An 18,085-nucleotide genomic window follows, 5' to 3' on the forward strand; every position below is an offset into this window, starting at 1 on the left:
GGGCTAAGGGTTGGCCGGAAGGTCGGCTTGGGCGTCTTCGGTCAGCCGCAAGAAGAACTCCTCGAGGTCGGTACTTCCGTGCTGCCGCAGCAGGTCCTGGGGAGCGCCTAAAGCCAAGAGCCGCCCCCGGTGCACGAGTGCGACCCTATCGGCCACCTGCTCGGCCAGGTGGAGCTGGTGGGTGGCGTAGAGCACTGCCCGGGAGGCTTTGGAGTAACTGCGCAGCAGATCCTTGACCAGGCGCGCTGCGTGGGGGTCCAGGCCCACCATCGGCTCGTCGAGGATCAGCGCCGGGGGTTCATGCAGCAAGGCCATGGCCAAGGAGAGCTTTTGCCGCATCCCGTGGGAATAGGTCTCGATCAGGCTGGAAGCAAAGCGCTCCAGCCGGAATTCCGCCAGCAGTTGCTCGATGCGCCTTTCCGCTTTTTCCTTGGGTATTCGGTAGATCCCGGCGGCGAAGCGCAGAAGCTCGAGCCCGGAGAGCTTCCCGTACAGGTAAGGCCGATCGGGTACGTAGCCGAAGAGCCGCTTGGCCCGCACCGGCTCCTTCCACACGTCCACCCCGCCCAATAGCACCCGGCCCCGGCTGGGCTTCAAAAGCCCCACCAGCGCTTTGATGCTGGTGCTTTTCCCGGCTCCGTTGGGGCCCAAAAGGGCCAGGGTCTCGCCGGGGTTTACCTCCAGGCTCAGGTCCTCAAGGGCCCAGAATTTTCCGTACTGCTTGGCCAGGTGCTCGAGCCGGATCATCGCCACCAATCTATAGCCAACCGCGGCCGGGTATGGGTTCAGGTGACCTCGAGGCGCTGAAAATCCCCTCTCCGGCCGGAGAGGGGATGGGCCTAGGGGGGTTACTTTAGCTCCTGCAGGGCTCGAGCCAGGATGGCGTCGTTTTGCGGATCTACCGTAGCGTTCCCGGAGTTATCGTTGGCCGGGCGGGCCGGCATGGGTTGGCTGAAGGTGTATTTGCCGGTTTCGTCGGCCTTGGTGGTATAGGTTTTCCCGTCTACGCTGAGCGTTACCGTGGCCCCTGGCTTGGCGCCGGTGCCCTCGAACGCAAGCGGCACCGGGAAGCGGTTGTCGCGCACCACCACGTCGGGCTGGATGCCCTGGTCGCGGGTGATGGCCCGCTTCTTGGGGGTGAGCCACTGGAAGGTCACCAGGGTCAGGTCGCCGCCGTTGGCCAGGTCAATCACGTTCTGGCCTACCCCTTTACCGAAGGTCTTCTCCCCCACGAGCTTGGCCCGGCCGGTGTCCTGCAGAGCCCCCGCCACGATCTCCGAGGCCGAGGCCGAGTTGCCGTTGACCAGCACCACCATCGGCCCGCTCCACTGCACCTGCCCGTTGGCCTCGCAGTACAAGCGGGTCTCGTTGCGGGTCCTGGTGTAGACGATGGGCCCCTCCTTGATGAAGGCCCGGGCCACGGCGCAGCCCTGGTCCAAAAGGCCCCCGCCGTTGTCGCGCAGGTCAAAGATGAGCTTTTGCATCCCCTGCTTGCGCAGGTCGCTGATGGCCGCGCTGAGCTGGGAGGCGACGTTGATATTGGCGAACGAGCGCAGCTCGATGTAGCCGATATTGCCCGGGAGCAGGGCTTTGTTCACCTCGACGATCTTCACCAGCTCGCGCACCAGCTCGTAGCGAAGGGTGGCGTTGCTGCCTTCGCGCTTGACCCCGATGGTGACCTTGGTTCCTTGCGGGCCACGGATCTTGGCGACGATCTCCTCGAGGTCCAGTTTGGTCACGTCCTCGCCGTTGACCTCGACGATCTCATCGCCTACCCGCAGGCCCGCGTTGAAAGCGGGCAGGCCGCGGATGAGGCCCTGGATTTGGGCCCCGGTGCCTCCCTGCTGGGCCGGGACCAGGGTGGCCCCGATGCCGAAGAACTCCCCGCGCAGGTCCTCCTGCCGCTGCGCGGCTCTGGCCGGGGGCGAGTAGCTGGTGAACTCATCGCCCAGGGCGTTCAGCATGCCCCGGATCCCCCCCTCGAGCACCTTGTTGAGCTGGGTTTGGTCGAGGGGCTTCAGGTACTGATCTTGGATGAGCGAGTAGGTCTCGATCAGGGCCTGACCGTTAGGGTTGCGGGAGAAGCTCTCGGCCCCTCCGCGGTTGAGCTGAGCATATACCAGGGCTGCCGCTACCGCTCCGCCGATGATGATCCAGGCTCTTTTTTTCATCTCGTTCGTCACCTGCCTCTTAGGGTAGCGGTAGTGGATGAGAAGAGGGTGGTGGCAGATTACGCTCTTCAGAGAGCGGGGGATTGCTCCGGGCGAACCCCACGTCCGTGGGAATGTGCAAGACTAGGGGAGGCATGATTCACTTTCACCGGGTCACCCTCGAGTACCCGCGCACCAAGACCAAGGCACTGTACGAGATCAACCTGGAGATCAAAAGGGGCGAGTTCGTCTTCCTGGTGGGGCACTCCGGGGCGGGGAAGTCGAGCTTGCTGGCGCTCATCCTCAAACGGCTCGAACCCACCAGCGGGGCGGTGTATTTCGGAGGAGAGAACCTCAAGGGGGTGCGCGGGGACAAAGTGGCCCTGCACCGCCGCCGCATCGGGGCGGTGTTCCAGGACCACCAACTGTTGCAGCACTACACCGTGGAGGAGAACCTGACCTTCGTACTGCGCGTGCTGGGGACGCCTCAGAGCGAGTGGGAGAACCGGGTCACGCGCAGTTTGCGGCTGGTCGGGCTGGTGCACAAGAGGCGGGCTTATCCGGAGGAACTCTCGGTGGGGGAGTCGCAGCGGGTGGCCATTGCTCGCGCGTTGGTGGGCGATCCCCAGGTGATTTTGGCCGACGAGCCCACCGGCAACCTCGACCCGGCCAACGCCCTAGCGGTGCTCGAGATCTTCAAGGCCGTGCATGCCCGGGGCGCTACGGTGCTGATGGCCACCCACTCCCGCGAGCTGGTGGAGGCCTACCCCCAGCGGGTGGTGGTGCTCAAGGCCGGGCAGCTCGTGCGGGACGAGAAGGCAGGGACGTACAGCCTGGCGTAGCTCGCCAAGCGCTATAGAGGCATCGCTCGGGCGACCGCGGACATTCGACCCCTTGGCCTTCGTAGTATGCTAAAGCTCCCTAAGGAGGGCGAACAATGAACATCTACCAGTTGGTGGGACGCAACATCGAGATCACCGAGGCCCTCAAGAACTATCTCGATAGGAAGCTGGCCCGCTTGGATCGCCTGGCCGAGGGGGTGGGGCTCATGGAGGCTCGAGTCGTCTTGTCAATGGCCCAGAGCCCCCGCATCGGTGAGCGGGCCAAGGCCGAGATCCAGGTCAACCTGCCCAAGGGGCTGGTCCGGGTGGAGGAGGCGGATGCCGACATGTACGCGGCCATCGACCGCATGGTAGACCGCCTCGAGCTGCAGCTCAAACGCTACAAGGAGCGCCACTTCCAAGGACACCGCAGCAACGTCCCGGTTGCGGCCGGGGTTTCTGCCCTACCCGAGCCGGAAGCTGAAGAAGGGCCCCAGATCGTACGCACCAAGCGTTTTGCCATGAAACCCATGACCCCCGAGGATGCCGCTTTCGAGATGGAGGCGTTGGGCCACGACTTCTTCGTTTTCCGCAACGCCGAGACAGAGGAGATCAACGTTATTTACCGTCGGCGCGACGGCAATTACGGCCTGATCGAACCCATCTCCTGAGCGAGCTGGCCGCTCCGGGCTGCCGTGGGTCAGTAGAACGCCGAGGGGTCTACGTAGCGGATACTTCCCCCGCTGATGATCCCCACCCTAAACCACACCTGCTCAGGGGCGATGAGCGCCCCTCCGCCGGTATAGCCCAACAACTGCCCGCGGCGCACCCGCTGGCCCTCCTCGACCTGGAGGCCTTGCAGGTTGGTATAGAGGGTGATCAGGTTTTGGCTGTGCTGGAGGGTGACGGTGTAGCCGATATTGGCCACGTAGAGGATGGGAGGGATCACCACCCCGTCGGCGGCGGCTTGCACCGGGCTGCCAGGGGAGGGGCCGGAGATCTCCTGGAAGTCGTTGCCATCTTGCCCATACGGGGCCGAGATCCGCCCGCTCGGCACGGGGAAGAGCAGGCTTCCTACCAGTTCGCGGGGGATGCTCGAGAGATCCACCACCGGCCCGGTGTTGGTAGCGGGGGTCTGCTCAGCCCGTGGTTGGGATTGTTGGCGGCGGGCTTCTTCCTGGCGGCGGCGGGCCTCCTCTTGCTGGCGGCGGATCTCGGCCTGGCGGCGCTCCTCGGCTAGGATGGCGGCACTGATGCGGTTCAATTCCTGCCGCAGCTGTTGTTGTGAGACCAGCGTTTCGCGCAGGAGAACCCGGCGGCCTGTCTGCTGCTGCCGTAAATCCGCCAGCACCCCCTGGAGGGCCTGGCGGCGGGCCGAGAGCGCCTGGATGCGCTTTTCTCGCTCGGCTTGCTTCTCGTTGAGGTCTTTGACCAACAGGGTGAGCCGGGTGCGCTCGTCTTGCAAAGAGGCCACGGTGGCTTGGATGCGGTCGATCAGGTCGGTCTGGCGGGTGCCTAGGGCGTTGGTCCAGCGCACCCGCACGGCCAAATCGGTGAAGGACTCGGCCCGCAACAGGGGCAAGTAACGGCTGGCCTGTTCACGGTGCAGGCTGTTGATGAGGGCGGCCAGGCGCTCCTTGAGCCCGGCCAGCTCGGCCTCGAGGGCCTTGATCTTGGCTTCGGTTTGGCTCACCTGAGCTTGCAGGAGCTTGATCTGGCGGGAGAGCTCAGCCCGCTCCCGCTCGAGCCGGGTGATCTCCCCCTCGAGCGCGCGCAACTCGGCCGTGCGGGCCTGGGTGGCGGCGTCGAGCTGCGCTAGCTCGCGGTTGAGACTCTGGATGCGTTGCTGCTGCACATTCTGCAGCCGCTCGGCCTCGCGCAGCTGTTGCTGTAGCTGGGTGAGGTTTTGCGAGAAGGCGGGAAGCGCGCAAAGAAGCAATAAGCCCAGCGCCCAGCGCAGGGCGCCGAGCGCAGCGGCCTTGGGATGAGAGGTGAGGGCCTTCCGCGCTTGGCGGCGGTGGGGGGCTAGGGGGTTGCCTTTCATAACGCCGTCTCTCGCAGATGGCTGCGGGTAGCTAAAAAGGCCCCGCCTGCGCCTAAAACCAGGGCCAACAGGGCCAGCGCCGCTCCCGCTTTGAGGAGGTCTTGTCCACCCAGCACCGGCACAAAGGGCAGGAGCTTTTGCAGGGCACCAGAGACGAAGCGGTAGGCCAACGTTCCCAATCCCAACGCGACCCCCGCCGCCAGCAAGGTCAGCAGCAGCCCTTCCCAGACGAAAGGAGCCCGGGCGAAGCGCCGGGTAGCCCCCACCAACAACATCACCCGCAGCTCGTCGCGGCGGCTTTGGATCGAGAGGCGGATGGTGCCCATCACGCTGAAGAGGGTGTCGGCCATCAGCAGCGCGATCAGCACGTTGGCCGCGACGCGCAAGCCCCCCAGCACCCGCACCAGCTGTTCGGTGATGGTCCCGCCGTACTCCACCCAGGCGATCCCCTCGAGCTTTTCCAGCCGCTCTGCTACCTGCTTTACCTTTTGGGGGGTTACGAGTTTGAGCCGCAGCGTGTCGGGCAGAGGATTTTGGATGAGCTCATTGGCCTGGGAAAGATAGGGGTAGGAAAGCTGAAGCGCGGCGAGGGCCTGCTCTTTGGTCTCCAGCCGGGCCTCGGCGACCTCATTCCAGGTCTGGATCTGGGTCAGGATGGCTTCGGCGTCGGCGGTGGGTTTGAGTGCTGCGGCGATCTCCACGTTGCGCTCGAGCGAACTTACTACCCGGTCCAAGTTCCATAGCACCAGGCCGAGCAGGAAAAGCAGGGTGAACGAAACTAGGGAAGTGGTAAAGGTGGCGAGGCTGCTGGTGGTGTGCTGCCGCAGCGCCCGCAAAGCCTGGAGAAAAGCGTACACGCCCTTGATTCTACGGGGTCTGGGGTCAGATGCGTGAGGGCTATTCGAGCACGATCACCCGGTAGTCGTTGAGGTTGTTCTGGGTGGGGCCGGTAACCAGCAGGTCGCCCAGGCGGGAGAAAAAGCCATAGGCGTCGTTGCGCTCGAGGTATGCCTTGAGGCTTAGCCCCTGCGCTTGGGCCCTGCTCCAGGAGTCGGGGGCGAGGAATGCCCCGGCGGCTTCGGTGTTGCCGTCCAGGCCGTCGGTATCGGCGGCCAAGGCCCAGACCCCTTCCGGCCCCAGCCGCTGGAGCAAGCCCAGCAAGAACTCCTGGTTGCGCCCGCCCCGGCCTCCTCCCCGCACCGTCACGGTGGCCTCGCCCCCCGAGAGGAGCACCACCGGGGGGCGCACCGGGGTCCCGTGCGTGCGGATGCTCTGCACCAGGGCAGCGTGAAACCCGGCCAGCTCCCGCGCCTCCCCGCCGAAGCGGTCGGAGAGGAGCAGGGTCCGGTAACCGCGGGCTTCCCAGTAGGCCCGGGCCGCCTCCAGGAAGGTCTGATTTCCCCCCACCAGGCGATTTTCTACCCGCGCGAAGGCCGGGTCGCCGGGTTTGAGGGTCTCGGGAATCTCCCCCCGCAGGCCGCGCTCGAGGTGAGCCCGGGCGGCGGGGGCTTCGATCCGATAGCGCTCGAGCACCTCCAGCGCTTCGGCGAAGGTGGTGGGGTCGGGCACCGTCGGCCCCGAGGCGATCACCGCGGGGTCGTCGCCCGGCACGTCGGAGAGGAGCAGGGCCAGAACCCTGGCCTGGGTGGCCCGTACCAGCCCCCCGCCCTTGATGCGCGAGAGGTGCTTGCGCACCGCGTTGATCTCTTGGATGCTGGCCCCCGAGCGCAGCAGGGCCTGGTTCAGGGCTTGCTTTTCGGCCAGCGAGATGCCCTCCGGGAGGCACCACAAAGCGCTCCCGCCCCCCGAGACCAGGACCAGCAGGAGATCTTGGGGCCGCAGCCGGGAGGCCAGCTCGAGCGCCCTCTCGGCGGCCCGCACGCTCCGCTCGTCGGGGATGGGGTGGGCGGCAGGGAGGATGGCTCCGCTGTTCGAGGGTTTAAGGGCGGGGTCGGCTTTGGGGGTGGCCAGGTAAGGGACGCCGGGGTAGCGCTCGCTGCCCCCGCGGGGCGAAACACACGCCTCGAGCATGGTCAGGGCAGCCTTCCCCACCGCCAGGATGAGGGCGGGCCGCTCCTCGGGCAGGGCGGCTCGGGTGAGGTCGGTGGGGTGGGTGGCGGCCAGGGCGTGGCGGAAGCTGGCTTCCAGAAGCGCGCGCATGTCCATAAGTTGATTTTGGGGCATCGGGCTTTACTCGCACCGTACGCAGAGCGTTAAACGCGGTGGATTATCGGGGTCGCTCCGAAGAGTACACCAGTCTTGTCATCCCCCTTTATGCTGTACCCTCCAGGCTGAGGGCCAGGAAAGCTAAATACCCCCTCCCCTAGCAGGGGAGGGTTGTGGTGGGGTCTACGCCGTCCCAAGGGTATCGCCGGACCACTAGGGAGCGATCTGGATGATCCTGCCGGTGGAGGGGACCCCGCTTTGGTCCACCGCAAACAGCAGGTAAAAGCCGGGAGGGGCCAGGTTGGGGCTGGCTGGGGTCCTGACGTAAAGGGAGTTTCCCCCGGCGCCGGTGAATTCCAGGTAGTTGATGCGCTGGTCGAAGTTCACCGAGTGGGTCACCGAGCCCAGGCGCAGCCAGGTCATCTTGACGATGGGTTGGTCGCCATTCACCTGCACCGAGAAGCGCTGGTTGTAGCGCACCCGGGTGGGGTAGCGGGTGATATCCGGGCGCCGGGCGAGGCTGCCGTCGGGGTTGAAGAGGTAGGGTGGCCAGTAGATCTCCACGTCGGCGTTGTCGTCCTCCGGGGCGCAGCCGTCGCAGCGGCCTCCCCCTCCGGTCATCACCCGGCCATCGGGCAGCAGCAGCGAGGTGGAGTGGTAGCTGCGGAACTTCTGGGCCTTGGCCGTAAGCTTCCACCCCTGGGTGTCGGGGTTCCACAGCTCGGAGTCGTAGACGCGGTTCGCGAGTTCCTGGTTATTTACCCCGGGGCCCTTGGTGCCGCCGTTGATCCAGACCGTGCCGTCCGGCAGGATGGTGGCGTTGTGGTGGCGGCGGGGAAAATGCATGGGGGAGATACTTTTTACGATGGGCTTGCCAGGCAGGTTGAGGTCTATGGTGAGGGCGGAGGCCACCGGGTAATCCTCCGCCCCGTCCCCGGGGCTACCCCCGGCCACCAGGATCTTGTCCGGGGCGTAGAGGGTGGCGGTGCCGCTGTTGCGGGTGAAGGTGTCGTAACCAGGAGGAGGGCTTTCGCGGGGCATCCCCCCGTCTGCGAGATCCTCCCACGCGCCGCGGCCGTCGGTGTTCAGGTAGACCAGGCGGTTATCCTGCCCGGCCACGAAGACCTTGCCGTTGGAGGCCACGAATAGCCAGGGGTACTGGTCGTGGGCGTAGGCCCGCTTGGGGGCGTTGAGGAGGAGGCGCTGGCTGGGGGTGTCGCCCTCAACCTTCCAGATCTCGATGACGTCCAGCGGTTCGTTGTTCCCCAGGCTGGGGTCGGGGAGGTGGGAGCTAGTCCGCGCGTCGATGCCCCCGATGATGAGCACCTCCCCGCTGGGCAGGGCCAGGGAAGAGGGGTACCAGCGAAAGGCGGCCATCCGCCCCGAAAGCGTAAGCCAGCCGTTGCTCTGGTGATCGAAGAGGTTGATGTCCTTGGAGCCTAGGTAGGGGCCAGTGAGCGTATATAGCCGCCCCTCGTGTCCCCCGGCGATCAGGATGCGCCCGTCGGGCAAAGCCGATTGCCCCGAGCAGAAGAGCTCGGTGGAGGTATTGTCTATGACCTCGTGTTCCCCTGTTATGGGATCCCAGACGTCGGCGGAGATCTTCCCGCTGTTTACGATATCCGCCTCATCAGGGTAATAGCGGAAGGTATCGTCCCCGGCCCCGAAGGTGAACACCTTGCCGTTGGGCAGCAAGACGTTGTTGATGGGAATGATCCGCTTATTGCCGGTGAAACGATTCCACGCGTAGTGCCCCTCTGGCCACGCTAGGACTTTCCCGAAGCAGCCCTTCTCGTGCCGCTCGCTTGGGGTGTCGTTGGGGGTGCCGTCACAACCCTGCGCCCCCCAGACCGTACTCAGGTCCGGTCCCTGGGCGGTGGTGTACACCGACTCGTCGGGAGGGGGCGTGCCCCCTGACTTGGGAGAGCTACAAGCGGCCAAAAGGCTCATCACCACCAGCGCGCCGATCAGCCTGGGCGGGAGGAGGGTTGTGCGCATACCCTAACAAGCCTAAAAACCCCCGCGTTACTTCGCAGTAAAGCCCTGAGGGTGGGCGGAGATGCGGCATTTCCTCGCTGCGTTATGGTTCGCCGGCCCTACTTTGGAGGCGAAACGCCGAGGTCACACCTGGGTTCACAGCTCGCCCCGGTACGCCCGGTCCAGCACCTCCAGCGTGTGCAGCACGGGCAGCTCCCGGCCCAGCCGCTTGAGGTGGGTCTGGATCTGGGTGAAGCAGCCGATGTTGCCGGTGGCCACCATTTGGGCCCCGGTAGCGAGGATGTTTTTGGCCTTGCGTTCGCCCAAAGCGGCGGCGATGGCGGGCTGCTCGAGGTTGTAGGTTCCGGCGCTGCCGCAGCACAGCTCGCCCTCGGGGATCTCGACCAGCTCGAGGCCCGGCACCGAGCGCAGCAGCTTGCGCGGTTCGGCGCGCACCCCCTGGGCGTGGGCCAGGTGGCAGGCGTCGTGGTAAGCCACCCGGAGAGGGTTTTTGAGGGGAGGCGGGGGGGTGATCCCCAGTTCGGCCAGGAAGACCGAGACGTCCCGGACCCGCCCGGCGAAGGCCTGGGCCTCGGCTTCCTCGGGCTCGCCGTGAAAGAGGAGGGGGTATTCTTTCAATCCCGAACCGCAGCCCGCGGCGTTGGAGACGATCGCGTCCACGTCTTTAGGAAATGCCCGCAGGTTGTTCCGTGCGAAGCCCAAAGCCCGCTCCCGCTCTCCGGTATGCATAGCCAGCGCCCCGCAACAGCCCTGGCCCTTGGGGATGACCACCTCCACCCCGTTTTGGGCCAGCACCCGCAGGGTGGCGGCGTTGAAGCCGGGCTCGAGCACCTGCTGCACGCACCCCGCCAAAAAGGCGACCCGTGCCCGGCGGGTTCCCACCGCCGGGACGACCTCGGGCAGCGGCTCGGCCATGGGAAGCTGGTCCGGCAGGAGGTCGAGCGGGGCTTGCAGTACCCGGGGCAACAGCGGCCTGAGCAGCTTACCCAGCCTGCCCAGCGCCGCGGCCATGCGGAAGCGGGGGGGGTAGGGTAGGGTTTCTTGGATAGCCAACCGGAAGACCCGCCGAAAGGGCGAGCGGTGGCGCTTGGGCTCGCTCCAGCCGCGGAAGGTGGTGATGAGCTCGCCGTAAGGCACTCCAGAGGGGCAGGCCGTGACGCAGCCCAGGCAACCCAGGCACCTGTCGAGGTAGGGGGCGGCTTCCTCGAGCTGCAGGTGGCCCTCGAGCACCTCCTTCATCAGAAAGATGCGCCCGCGGGGAGAGTCCATTTCCTCGCCCAGCACCTGATAGGTGGGGCAGGCCGGCAGGCAGAATCCGCAGTGGACGCAGGCCTCGACGGCGTGGGCCATCACCTCGCCCTGCGGGCCGATGGATTGGGTGTCGATCTTGTGCTGCATAGTTTTCAGGAGAAGCGGTGGTGGGGGTCGAGGGCCGCGGTGACTCGGCGCGCGAAGGCCTGCTCCCAGTCTACCCCGATCAGAGGAGACTTCAGCGTGGGTTTGGCCTCGCCCCGCAGCACCAGGCCGCGGAGCCCCTGGCGCTTGAGCAGGCCGTCCAGGTCTTCGATGGGGTCGGGCCAGTGGAGGTACAGCAGGTTTCCCGTGCCAATATAGCGGCGCATTCCCGCAGGGAGTTCGCGCTCGAGCCCGGCGATCTTGCCCGGCTGGATGGGCACCTTGACCAAGTAGCCGTGCCCCCACTCGAGCCGGCCTACCGAGCGCCAGTAGCCCCGTTCCTCTTCGCCTTCCAGCAAGTGGGTGCCGGGGGGGTGGCCCAGGAAGGCCCGCAGGCGCTCGAGACGAGCCGGCAGCGCTTCCGGCAGGCCGCCGATGCGCAGGGTGAGGGTGGCTGGAGGCTCGAGGTCCAGGGCGTAGAACTCGAGGGGGGAGGCGGCCAGCTTGTACATAGCTTCCAGGGCCTCCTCGAGGCGGCCCAAGCTCACCTTGAGCGTGGCGGTAGCCCTGGGGAAGGGGAAGACCTTGAAGGCCAGCTCCACCAGCACCCCCAGCCGCCCCAGGCTGCCCACCATCAGCTTGGGCAGGTCGAAGCCCGCCGCGTTCTTGACCACCTTGCCGCCCCCGCGCACCAGGTTGCCCTCCCCGTCCACGAACTGCACACCCAGGATGAAGTCGCGCACCCCGCCGTAGCGCTGGCGCATGGGCCCGGAGAGCCCGGCGGCCACCGTCCCGCCCAGGGTGGCCCCCTGCGGGGCGAAGGGCGGGTCGAAGGGCAGGTACTGGCCGTGCCGGGCCAGCAGGGCCTCGACCTCGGCCAGAGGGGTCCCGGCCAGGGCCACCAGCACGTACTCGGCGGGGTCGTACTCCTTCACCCCGCGCAAGCCGGTCATGTCAAGTACGGTCCGGCCCTCCCGGGGGCTCGAGAGCGCGGTCTTGGTTCCGCCGCCCCTTGGCAGCAGCTTGGGAGTGGTTCGCACCGCCTCCTGCAGCTCGGCCGGGTTGGTCGGGCACAGGGCAGGTTCACTCACGTGAGATCACCCCCGCTCGCTCGAGCGGGTGGGGTCCGGAATGCCTGGGGGCCGGGGCCTCGTCGCCGGGGAACATCTTGCCCCGGTTGGCGAGCTCGTGGGGGTCTACGGAGAGGCGGATGCGCCGCATGCACTCGAGGTCGTCCTGGCTGAACATGGTGGGCATGTAGGCCCTTTTCTCCATGCCCACCCCGTGCTCGCCGGTGATGGAGCCGCCCAGCCCCACGCACAGCCTGAGGATCTCCCCGGCCAGCGCCTCGGCCCGCTCGAGCTGCCCCTCCACCTTGCCGTCGTAGAGGATGAGGGGGTGGAGGTTGCCGTCGCCGGCGTGGAAGACGTTGGCTACCCGCAGCCCGTACCTCTCCGAAAGCCCTTCGATCGCCCCCAGGGCCTCCCCCAGCTTGCTGCGGGGCACCACCCCGTCTTGCACCAGGTAGTCCGGGGAGAGGCGGCCCACCGCCGAGAAGGCGGCCTTGCGGCCCTTCCAGATCTTCGCCCGCTCGTCGGCGTCCCGCGCCACCCGCACCTCGTAGGCCCCGGAGGCGGCGATGACGGCCTCCAGGTGCTTTGCTTCGGCCTCGACCTGGGGGGCCTCGCCCTCGAGCTCCACGATCAAGAGGGCCCGCGCGTCCATGGGGTAACCCGCCCGCACCGCGGCCTCAGCAGCCTCGATGGCCAGGTGGTCCATGATCTCCATCGCCCCCGGCAAGAGGCCGCTGGCCACCACCGCGGCCACCGCGTTTCCGGCCCGCTCGAGGCTGTCGTAGGCCGCCAGGACGGTGTGGTACTTCTCCGGCTTGGGCAGCAGGCGCAGGGTAATCTCCACCGCGATACCCAACAGTCCCTCCGAGCCCACGAAGAGCCCCAGCCAGTCGGGGCCGACCGATTCCAAGCTCTCCCCGCCCAGCTCCACCACCTCGGCATCGGGCAGCACCACCTTGGCCGCGAGCACGTGGTTGGAGGTCATGCCGTACTTCAAGCAGTGCGCCCCGCCGGAGTTGAAGGCCAGGTTGCCGCCGATGGTGCTCACGGGCTGGCTGGAGGGGTCGGGGGCGTAGTAGAGCCCGTAGGGTTCGGCGGCTCGGCTCACGTCCAGGTTGATGAAGCCGGGCTGCACCACCGCGAGGCGCTCTTTGGGCTCGAGCCTGAGCAGCCGGTTCATGCGGTTGAGCCCGATCACCAGACCGCCCTCGATGGGCAGCGATCCACCCGAGAGGCTGGTGCCCGAACCCCGGGCCACGAAGGGGACCTGGTGTCGGGCGCACCAGGCCACCGTCTGTACCACCTCGTCGGTGGTCTCGGGCAGCACCACCGCCAGGGGGCGGGCCCGGAAGGCGGTAAGGGCGTCCGACTCGTAGGGCACGAGCTGACCGGGCTGCACCAGCAGCCGTTCGGGCGGGTAGATGCGCCCCAACTCGCTCAAAGCGGGATTCATAGGGTTCTCCTGCGCAAGACCCACGCGGTCTTGTGTTCTAAGCTTAGCGCAAGACGCGGGGCGCTCCTGCGGGGGCCTTCAGGGCAAGCGCTCGTAGGCGGGCAGGGTCAGGAACTCGCGGAACTCGGGTTGCAGCACCAGCTCGTCGAGCAATTGGGCGGCGGCCTCGAGGTTCTTGAGCCCGCTCAGTTTGGCCATCTCCTCGGCTTTGAGCTTTTCGTAGAGCTCGCGGGTGAAGGGACGGCCGTCCTCGAGCGTGGCCCCCTTGCGCAGCCACTGCCAGAGCTGGGCGCGGGAGATCTCGGCGGTGGCGGCGTCTTCCATCAGGTTGAAGATGGCCACCGCGCCCGAGCCGCCGAGCCAGGCGGCCATGTACTGCAACCCTACGCTGATGTTGTTGCGCACCCCGGCCTCGGTCACCTTGCCCTCGGGCACCCGGAAATCGATGAGCTGCTCGGGGCGGATCTTGCCCTCGAGGTCCTCGCGCAGGCGGTCTTTCTGGTGGGGCTTCTCGCCCAGCACCTTGTCGAAGACGCCCATGGCCACCGGCACCAGGTCGGGGTGGGCCACCCAGGTGCCGTCGAAGCCGTCGCCGGACTCGCGCTCTTTGTCCTTGGTCACGGCGGCGATGGCCCGCTCATTGACCTCGGGGTCCTTGCGGCTGGGGATGAAGGCGGCCATACCCCCGATGGCGTGGGCGCCGCGCTTGTGGCAGGTGCGCACCAGCAGCTCGGTGTAGGCCCGCATGAAGGGCACGGTCATGGTGATCTGGGCCCGGTCGGGGAAGATCACCCCGCCGTCCGCGGCGGCGAATTTCTTGATGCAACTGAAGATATAGTCCCATCTTCCCGCGTTGAGCCCGGCGGCGTGGTCCTTCAGCTCGTAGAGGATCTCCTCCATCTCGAAGGCCGCCAGGATGGTCTCGATGAGCACGGTGGCGCGGATGGTGCCGCGCGGGAGGCCCAGGTAGTCCTGGGCGAAGTTGAACACGTCGTTCCAGAGGCGGGCCTCGAGGTGGCTCTCCAGCTTGGGCAGGTAGAAGTAGGGGCCCGAGCCGCGCTCGAGCAGCTCGCGGGCGTTGTGGAAGAAGTACAGCCCGAAGTCGAAGAGCGAGCCCGAAACCGGCTCGCCGTCCACCAGCACGTGGCGCTCGCTGAGGTGCCAGCCCCTGGGCCGCACCACCAAGGTGGCGGTCTTCTCGGCCAGGCGGTACTCCTTGCCCTCCGGCGAGGTGAAGCGGATGGTGCGGCGCACCGCGTCCATGAGGTTTTTCTGCCCCTGCACGATGTTCTCCCAGGTGGGGGAGAGGGCGTCCTCGCAGTCGGCCATGAAGACCTTGGCCCCGGAGTTGAGCGCGTTGATCATCATCTTGCGCTCGACGGGCCCGGTGATCTCCACCCGCCGGTCGTCGAGGTCGGGGGGAGCCGGGGCCACCTTCCATTCGCCCTCGCGGATGAAGCGGGTGTGCTCGAGGAAGCCCGGTTTCTCGCCCGCTGCGATCCGCTGGGCCACCTCGGCCCGGCGCTGCAACAGTCCCTTGCGCACCGCGCCGAACTCGCGCTGTAGTCCGGCCACAAAAGCCAGAGCCTGGGGGGTCAGAATCTCCTTCAGCGCCGGGACTTCCGGGCCCCGGATTTCGATGCTTTTCATGCTCACCTCTCTGTCGTAAGGGTATGGAAGGTGGTGTAGCCTTGTCAATGTGGTGTAGCAAAGGGCTCGTACACCGCGCCCGCCTTTGCGCAAAAGACCTCTCCGGTATGGAGAGGTCTTGAGGGCTCGAGGCTCGTTGTACGCCGTACGCTAACTTAGCCCAGCCGGGCCTGAAGATACTCCCGTTCTCCCATCACGATCTGCCGGGCTAGTTCGGGATCTTTGGGGAACTCCTTGCCCCGGTTGATCAAGTAGGTTTCGTAGCGACCGATCTCGAAACGCTCGATCACCGAACGCACGGCTTTCCCGAGGTCGAAGGGCTTGCAGGAGAAGATATCCACACTGATGAACCTCTTGTCGGGAAAGGTGTGAATGGCGAGGTGGCTTTCGGCGATGATCACTACCCCGGTGACGCCCTCGGCCTGACCGGGCTTGCCCCCGTAGCGATAGATAAAAGGCGGCAGCACCTTGGTCATCTCCATCTCCACCGGGAGCTCGTCCAAAACACGTCGGACGAGCTCGGCATCGGCTAGTTTTTCGGGGTTGGCGTTGTAGCCATCAATCATCAGATGAGGGCCAAAGCCAAAGAGTTCCAACGCATGATCCTCCAAGGGGTTGTCCCTGGGTTGGCCGTGCTTCGCCCGGCATTACCCCCCAGATGCCACGCCCCAATTATGGGGAGGGGGGGTAGGGGTGTCAAGACTTTGGCGCCCTGCGGCAACCGGTTTTTCGAGCGATTTTAGGGGGTGGGGCGCTCGAGCGCCGGCCCGGCTACAGTGGCCCATCTAGACGGTGTTATCATAATGGGCGTGAACGAACACGGGAGGAACCATGTATCGTGGTAGGGAAGGGCAGTGGGCTTTTTTTCTCCACCGGCTCTCGGGCATCGCGCTGATGTTTTGGCTGCTGCTGCATACCCTGAACATCTCCTCGGCGATGTGGGGGCCGGAGGTATCGAACCGCCTGATGCGGTTTTTTCATATTCCGATTTTTCAAGTCGGGCTCTTGCTGGTGACGGCGGCGGCCCTCTATCACGCTTTTAATGGGCTGCGCATCATCCTGATGGACTTCACCAGCTGGGGGGTCAAGTACCAGAAAGAGCTGTGGTACGGGGTGCTCTTTCTGTGCATAGCCGCTGCTATTCCGGGTCTCATCATCACCGTGCCGCGCATCATCGCCGCCGCAACCAAACACGGAGGGTAAACATGGCCATCCGCGCTCGCCGTTATCAGGAGGCCAAGGCACAAGCCGGAACCAACCTCGAGCTGGCCTGGTGGGTCTTCATGCGCCTTTCGGGGCTGGTGCTGGTGTTCTTGGTCCTTGGGCACATCTACATGAACTTCGTGCTGGTCGATGTCAACACCATCAACTATGACTACGTGGCCCGAAGATTGTCCAACACCACCTGGAAGATCTACGATCTGGTGATTTTAGGCCTGGCCCTGCTCCATGGGCTCAACGGCACCCGGTACGTGATGGACGACTGGATCAAAGATCCGAGGTGGCGGTTTCTTACCAAGGCGGTCGTCTACAGCCTGGGGGTGTTGGTCTTCCTGGTCGGGAGCATCTCGCTCCTCAATCACGATTTTTCGAGGTAATCTATGGCGCACCAACATGACGTGATTGTAGTGGGGGCGGGTGGATCGGGCCTCACCTCGGCTTTGTACGCGGCCCAGGGGGGGGTGGATGTGGCCGTCGTCACCAAGCTTTACCCAACCCGTTCGCATACCGGGGCAGCCCAAGGCGGAATCGGCGCGGCCTTAGGCAACGTCGAGGAGGACCATTGGGAATGGCACATGTTCGACACCATCAAGGGTGGCGACTACCTCACCGACCAGGACGCCGCGGAGATCTTTGCCAAGGAGGTGATCGAGGCGGTGATCGAGCTCGAGCACATGGGCTTGCCCTTTGACCGCCTGCCCTCGGGCAAGATCGCCCAGCGGCGCTTCGGCGGGCACACCAAGGAGTACGGCAAGGCCGCCGTGCACCGCGCCGCTCACGCCGCTGACCGCACCGGGCACATGATCCTCCAGACCCTTTACCAGCAGTGCGTCAAACACAACATCACCTTCTACAACGAATTCCACGTGCTGGACGTGATCCTCGAGGATGGGGTGGCCAAGGGCCTGATCGCCTACGAACTGGCCACCGGGGAGGTCCACACCTTCAAAGCCAAGGCCATCGTGATCGCCTCAGGCGGCTACGGACGGGCTTGGAAGGTCACCAGCAACGCGTACACCCTCACCGGGGACCTACAGGCGATCCTCTACCGCAAAGGGCTGCCCTTGGAGGACATGGAGTTCTACCAGTTCCACCCCACCGGTCTCTTCCCTCTGGGTATTCTCCTCACCGAGGGGGCCCGCGGCGAGGGAGGCATCTTGCGCAACGCCTCCGGCGAGCGCTTTATGGAGCGTTATGCCCCCACCATCAAGGACTTGGCCCCGCGGGACATGGTGGCCCGGGCCATGTACCTCGAGGTACGCGAGGGGCGTGGAGTCGGCCCCCGCAAAGACCACGTGCTCTTAGACCTCACCCACCTGCCCCCGGAGACCATCCACAAAAAGCTCCCCGACATCTCCGAGTTCGCCCAGATCTATCTCGGGGTGGACCCCACTAAAGAACCCGTGCCGGTGATGCCTACCGCCCACTACGCGATGGGGGGTATCCCCACCACGCTATGGGGTGAAGTCATCGCCGACGAGCGCAACACCGTTATCCCCGGTCTGTATGCGGCGGGGGAGGTGGCCTGCGTAAGCCTGCACGGCGCCAACCGCTTGGGCACCAACTCCTTGGGCGACCTGGTGGTGTTCGGGCGGCGAGCGGGGACGGCGGCGGCCAAGTTCGCCAAGACCGCCGAGTTCTACGACCTATCGCCCGATGTTTCCGGGCCCGCTAGGGAGCGGCTGGAGCGGCTGCGCAACCAAAACGGCAAGGAGTCGGTGGCTTCGCTGCGCGCTGCGCTGCAGCAAACCATGCAGGATTACGCTTCGGTGTTCCGCACGGAAGAGTTGCTGGCCAAGGGGGTCGAGGAGCTCAAGGAGCTGTTCGAGCGCTATCAGCACATCGGGGTGCAGGACAAAGGGGAGCGGTACAATACCGAGCTGGTCGAGGCCATCGAGCTCGGGTACCTGCTCGAGGTCAGCGAAGCCACCGTTCACTCCGCCCTCAACCGCCGGGAGAGCCGGGGGGCTCATGCCCGCGAGGACTACCCTGAGCGCGACGATAAGAACTGGCTCAAGCACACTTTGGTTTTCAAACAGGGCGACGGAAAGGTCTGCTTCCGCTACAAACCGGTGGTGTTGGGCAAGTTCGAGCCCAAGGCGAGGACATACTAA

The 18,085-nt window shown here is 65.8% G+C and carries 16 protein-coding genes; 5 read left to right on the forward strand and 11 right to left on the reverse strand.

Annotated elements, in window-relative coordinates; all coding sequences use genetic code 11:
* Positions 1 to 3: 3 nt before the first annotated feature.
* Complete coding sequence (locus DNA98_RS01635; RefSeq protein WP_110524923.1) at positions 4 to 747, reverse strand: ABC transporter ATP-binding protein; 744 nt, start codon at positions 745 to 747, stop codon at positions 4 to 6.
* Between the two features lie 101 nt (positions 748 to 848).
* Positions 849 to 2,171: a S41 family peptidase gene (locus tag DNA98_RS01640; RefSeq protein WP_110524925.1), complete on the reverse strand. Its 1,323-nt coding sequence runs from the start codon at positions 2,169 to 2,171 to the stop codon at positions 849 to 851.
* A gap of 134 nt (positions 2,172 to 2,305) precedes the next feature.
* On the opposite strand from DNA98_RS01640, the gene ftsE reads away from it, so the two are divergent.
* Both ftsE and hpf read left to right on the forward strand, forming a co-directional pair.
* On the forward strand, positions 2,306 to 2,992 hold the full coding sequence (gene ftsE / locus DNA98_RS01645; RefSeq protein ID WP_110524927.1) for a cell division ATP-binding protein FtsE: 687 nt from the start codon (positions 2,306 to 2,308) through the stop codon (positions 2,990 to 2,992).
* 95 nt (positions 2,993 to 3,087) lie between these two features.
* On the forward strand, positions 3,088 to 3,642 hold the full coding sequence (hpf, locus tag DNA98_RS01650) for a ribosome hibernation-promoting factor, HPF/YfiA family (RefSeq protein WP_110524930.1): 555 nt from the start codon (positions 3,088 to 3,090) through the stop codon (positions 3,640 to 3,642).
* A gap of 29 nt (positions 3,643 to 3,671) precedes the next feature.
* On the opposite strand, the gene DNA98_RS01655 is transcribed toward hpf, so the two are convergent.
* From DNA98_RS01655 to speD, 9 genes are all read right to left on the reverse strand, one after another.
* Complete coding sequence (locus tag DNA98_RS01655; protein WP_233493001.1) at positions 3,672 to 5,015, reverse strand: murein hydrolase activator EnvC; 1,344 nt, start codon at positions 5,013 to 5,015, stop codon at positions 3,672 to 3,674.
* A complete protein-coding gene (locus DNA98_RS01660; RefSeq protein WP_110524932.1) occupies positions 5,012 to 5,872 on the reverse strand; it encodes an ABC transporter permease in 861 nt (286 codons plus the stop codon). Before DNA98_RS01660 ends, DNA98_RS01655 begins: the two co-directional genes overlap by 4 nt.
* Positions 5,873 to 5,912: 40 nt before the next feature.
* A complete protein-coding gene (locus tag DNA98_RS01665; protein ID WP_110525384.1) occupies positions 5,913 to 7,175 on the reverse strand; it encodes a glycerate kinase in 1,263 nt (420 codons plus the stop codon).
* A gap of 219 nt (positions 7,176 to 7,394) precedes the next feature.
* Complete coding sequence (locus DNA98_RS01670) at positions 7,395 to 9,179, reverse strand: glyoxal oxidase (protein ID WP_110524934.1); 1,785 nt, start codon at positions 9,177 to 9,179, stop codon at positions 7,395 to 7,397.
* A gap of 135 nt (positions 9,180 to 9,314) precedes the next feature.
* Positions 9,315 to 10,577, reverse strand: coding sequence for a glycolate oxidase subunit GlcF (gene glcF / locus DNA98_RS01675; protein WP_110524936.1), 1,263 nt, complete (start codon positions 10,575 to 10,577; stop codon positions 9,315 to 9,317).
* Positions 10,578 to 10,582: 5 nt separating this feature from the next.
* Positions 10,583 to 11,665, reverse strand: coding sequence for an FAD-binding protein (locus DNA98_RS01680; RefSeq protein WP_110524938.1), 1,083 nt, complete (start codon positions 11,663 to 11,665; stop codon positions 10,583 to 10,585).
* The gene (locus tag DNA98_RS01685; protein ID WP_110524941.1) at positions 11,658 to 13,100 is read right to left on the reverse strand and encodes an FAD-linked oxidase C-terminal domain-containing protein; all 1,443 of its coding nucleotides are present in this window, start codon (positions 13,098 to 13,100) and stop codon (positions 11,658 to 11,660) included. Before DNA98_RS01685 ends, DNA98_RS01680 begins: the two co-directional genes overlap by 8 nt.
* 78 nt (positions 13,101 to 13,178) lie before the next feature.
* Entirely contained in the window at positions 13,179 to 14,750 is a 1,572-nt protein-coding gene (aceB, locus tag DNA98_RS01690; RefSeq protein WP_110524943.1) for a malate synthase A, read from the reverse strand.
* A 155-nt stretch (positions 14,751 to 14,905) separates the two neighbouring features.
* Complete coding sequence (gene speD / locus DNA98_RS01695) at positions 14,906 to 15,346, reverse strand: S-adenosylmethionine decarboxylase (protein ID WP_165363873.1); 441 nt, start codon at positions 15,344 to 15,346, stop codon at positions 14,906 to 14,908.
* A gap of 235 nt (positions 15,347 to 15,581) precedes the next feature.
* Here speD and sdhC point away from each other — a divergent pair, with 235 nt between their 5' ends.
* Genes sdhC through sdhA form a run of 3 tightly spaced genes read left to right on the forward strand, consistent with a single transcriptional unit; the run spans position 15,582 to position 18,085 of the window.
* Entirely contained in the window at positions 15,582 to 15,953 is a 372-nt protein-coding gene (gene sdhC / locus DNA98_RS01700) for a succinate dehydrogenase, cytochrome b556 subunit (RefSeq protein ID WP_110524945.1), read from the forward strand.
* Between the two features lie 2 nt (positions 15,954 to 15,955).
* Positions 15,956 to 16,348 (forward strand): succinate dehydrogenase hydrophobic membrane anchor subunit, encoded by a 393-nt coding sequence (locus DNA98_RS01705; protein ID WP_110524947.1) that lies wholly within the window; start codon positions 15,956 to 15,958, stop codon positions 16,346 to 16,348.
* A gap of 3 nt (positions 16,349 to 16,351) precedes the next feature.
* Entirely contained in the window at positions 16,352 to 18,085 is a 1,734-nt protein-coding gene (gene sdhA / locus DNA98_RS01710) for a succinate dehydrogenase flavoprotein subunit (RefSeq protein ID WP_110524949.1), read from the forward strand.

This window comes from Meiothermus sp. Pnk-1, from assembly GCF_003226535.1.
In the GTDB taxonomy this organism is placed as follows: domain Bacteria; phylum Deinococcota; class Deinococci; order Deinococcales; family Thermaceae; genus Allomeiothermus.

Excerpts from the sequence above, each read along its gene's own strand:
- DNA98_RS01635 (WP_110524923.1), bottom strand. The coding sequence starts at position 747 with ATGATCCGGCTCGAGCACCTGGCCAAGCAGTACGGAAAATTCTGGGCC.
- DNA98_RS01640 (WP_110524925.1), bottom strand. The coding sequence starts at position 2,171 with ATGAAAAAAAGAGCCTGGATCATCATCGGCGGAGCGGTAGCGGCAGCC.
- ftsE (WP_110524927.1), top strand. The coding sequence starts at position 2,306 with ATGATTCACTTTCACCGGGTCACCCTCGAGTACCCGCGCACCAAGACC.
- hpf (WP_110524930.1), top strand. The coding sequence starts at position 3,088 with ATGAACATCTACCAGTTGGTGGGACGCAACATCGAGATCACCGAGGCC.
- DNA98_RS01655 (WP_233493001.1), bottom strand. The coding sequence starts at position 5,015 with ATGAAAGGCAACCCCCTAGCCCCCCACCGCCGCCAAGCGCGGAAGGCC.
- DNA98_RS01665 (WP_110525384.1), bottom strand. The coding sequence starts at position 7,175 with ATGCGCGCGCTTCTGGAAGCCAGCTTCCGCCACGCCCTGGCCGCCACC.
- DNA98_RS01670 (WP_110524934.1), bottom strand. The coding sequence starts at position 9,179 with ATGCGCACAACCCTCCTCCCGCCCAGGCTGATCGGCGCGCTGGTGGTG.
- glcF (WP_110524936.1), bottom strand. The coding sequence starts at position 10,577 with ATGCAGCACAAGATCGACACCCAATCCATCGGCCCGCAGGGCGAGGTG.
- DNA98_RS01685 (WP_110524941.1), bottom strand. The coding sequence starts at position 13,100 with ATGAATCCCGCTTTGAGCGAGTTGGGGCGCATCTACCCGCCCGAACGG.
- aceB (WP_110524943.1), bottom strand. The coding sequence starts at position 14,750 with ATGAAAAGCATCGAAATCCGGGGCCCGGAAGTCCCGGCGCTGAAGGAG.
- sdhC (WP_110524945.1), top strand. The coding sequence starts at position 15,582 with ATGTATCGTGGTAGGGAAGGGCAGTGGGCTTTTTTTCTCCACCGGCTC.
- DNA98_RS01705 (WP_110524947.1), top strand. The coding sequence starts at position 15,956 with ATGGCCATCCGCGCTCGCCGTTATCAGGAGGCCAAGGCACAAGCCGGA.
- sdhA (WP_110524949.1), top strand. The coding sequence starts at position 16,352 with ATGGCGCACCAACATGACGTGATTGTAGTGGGGGCGGGTGGATCGGGC.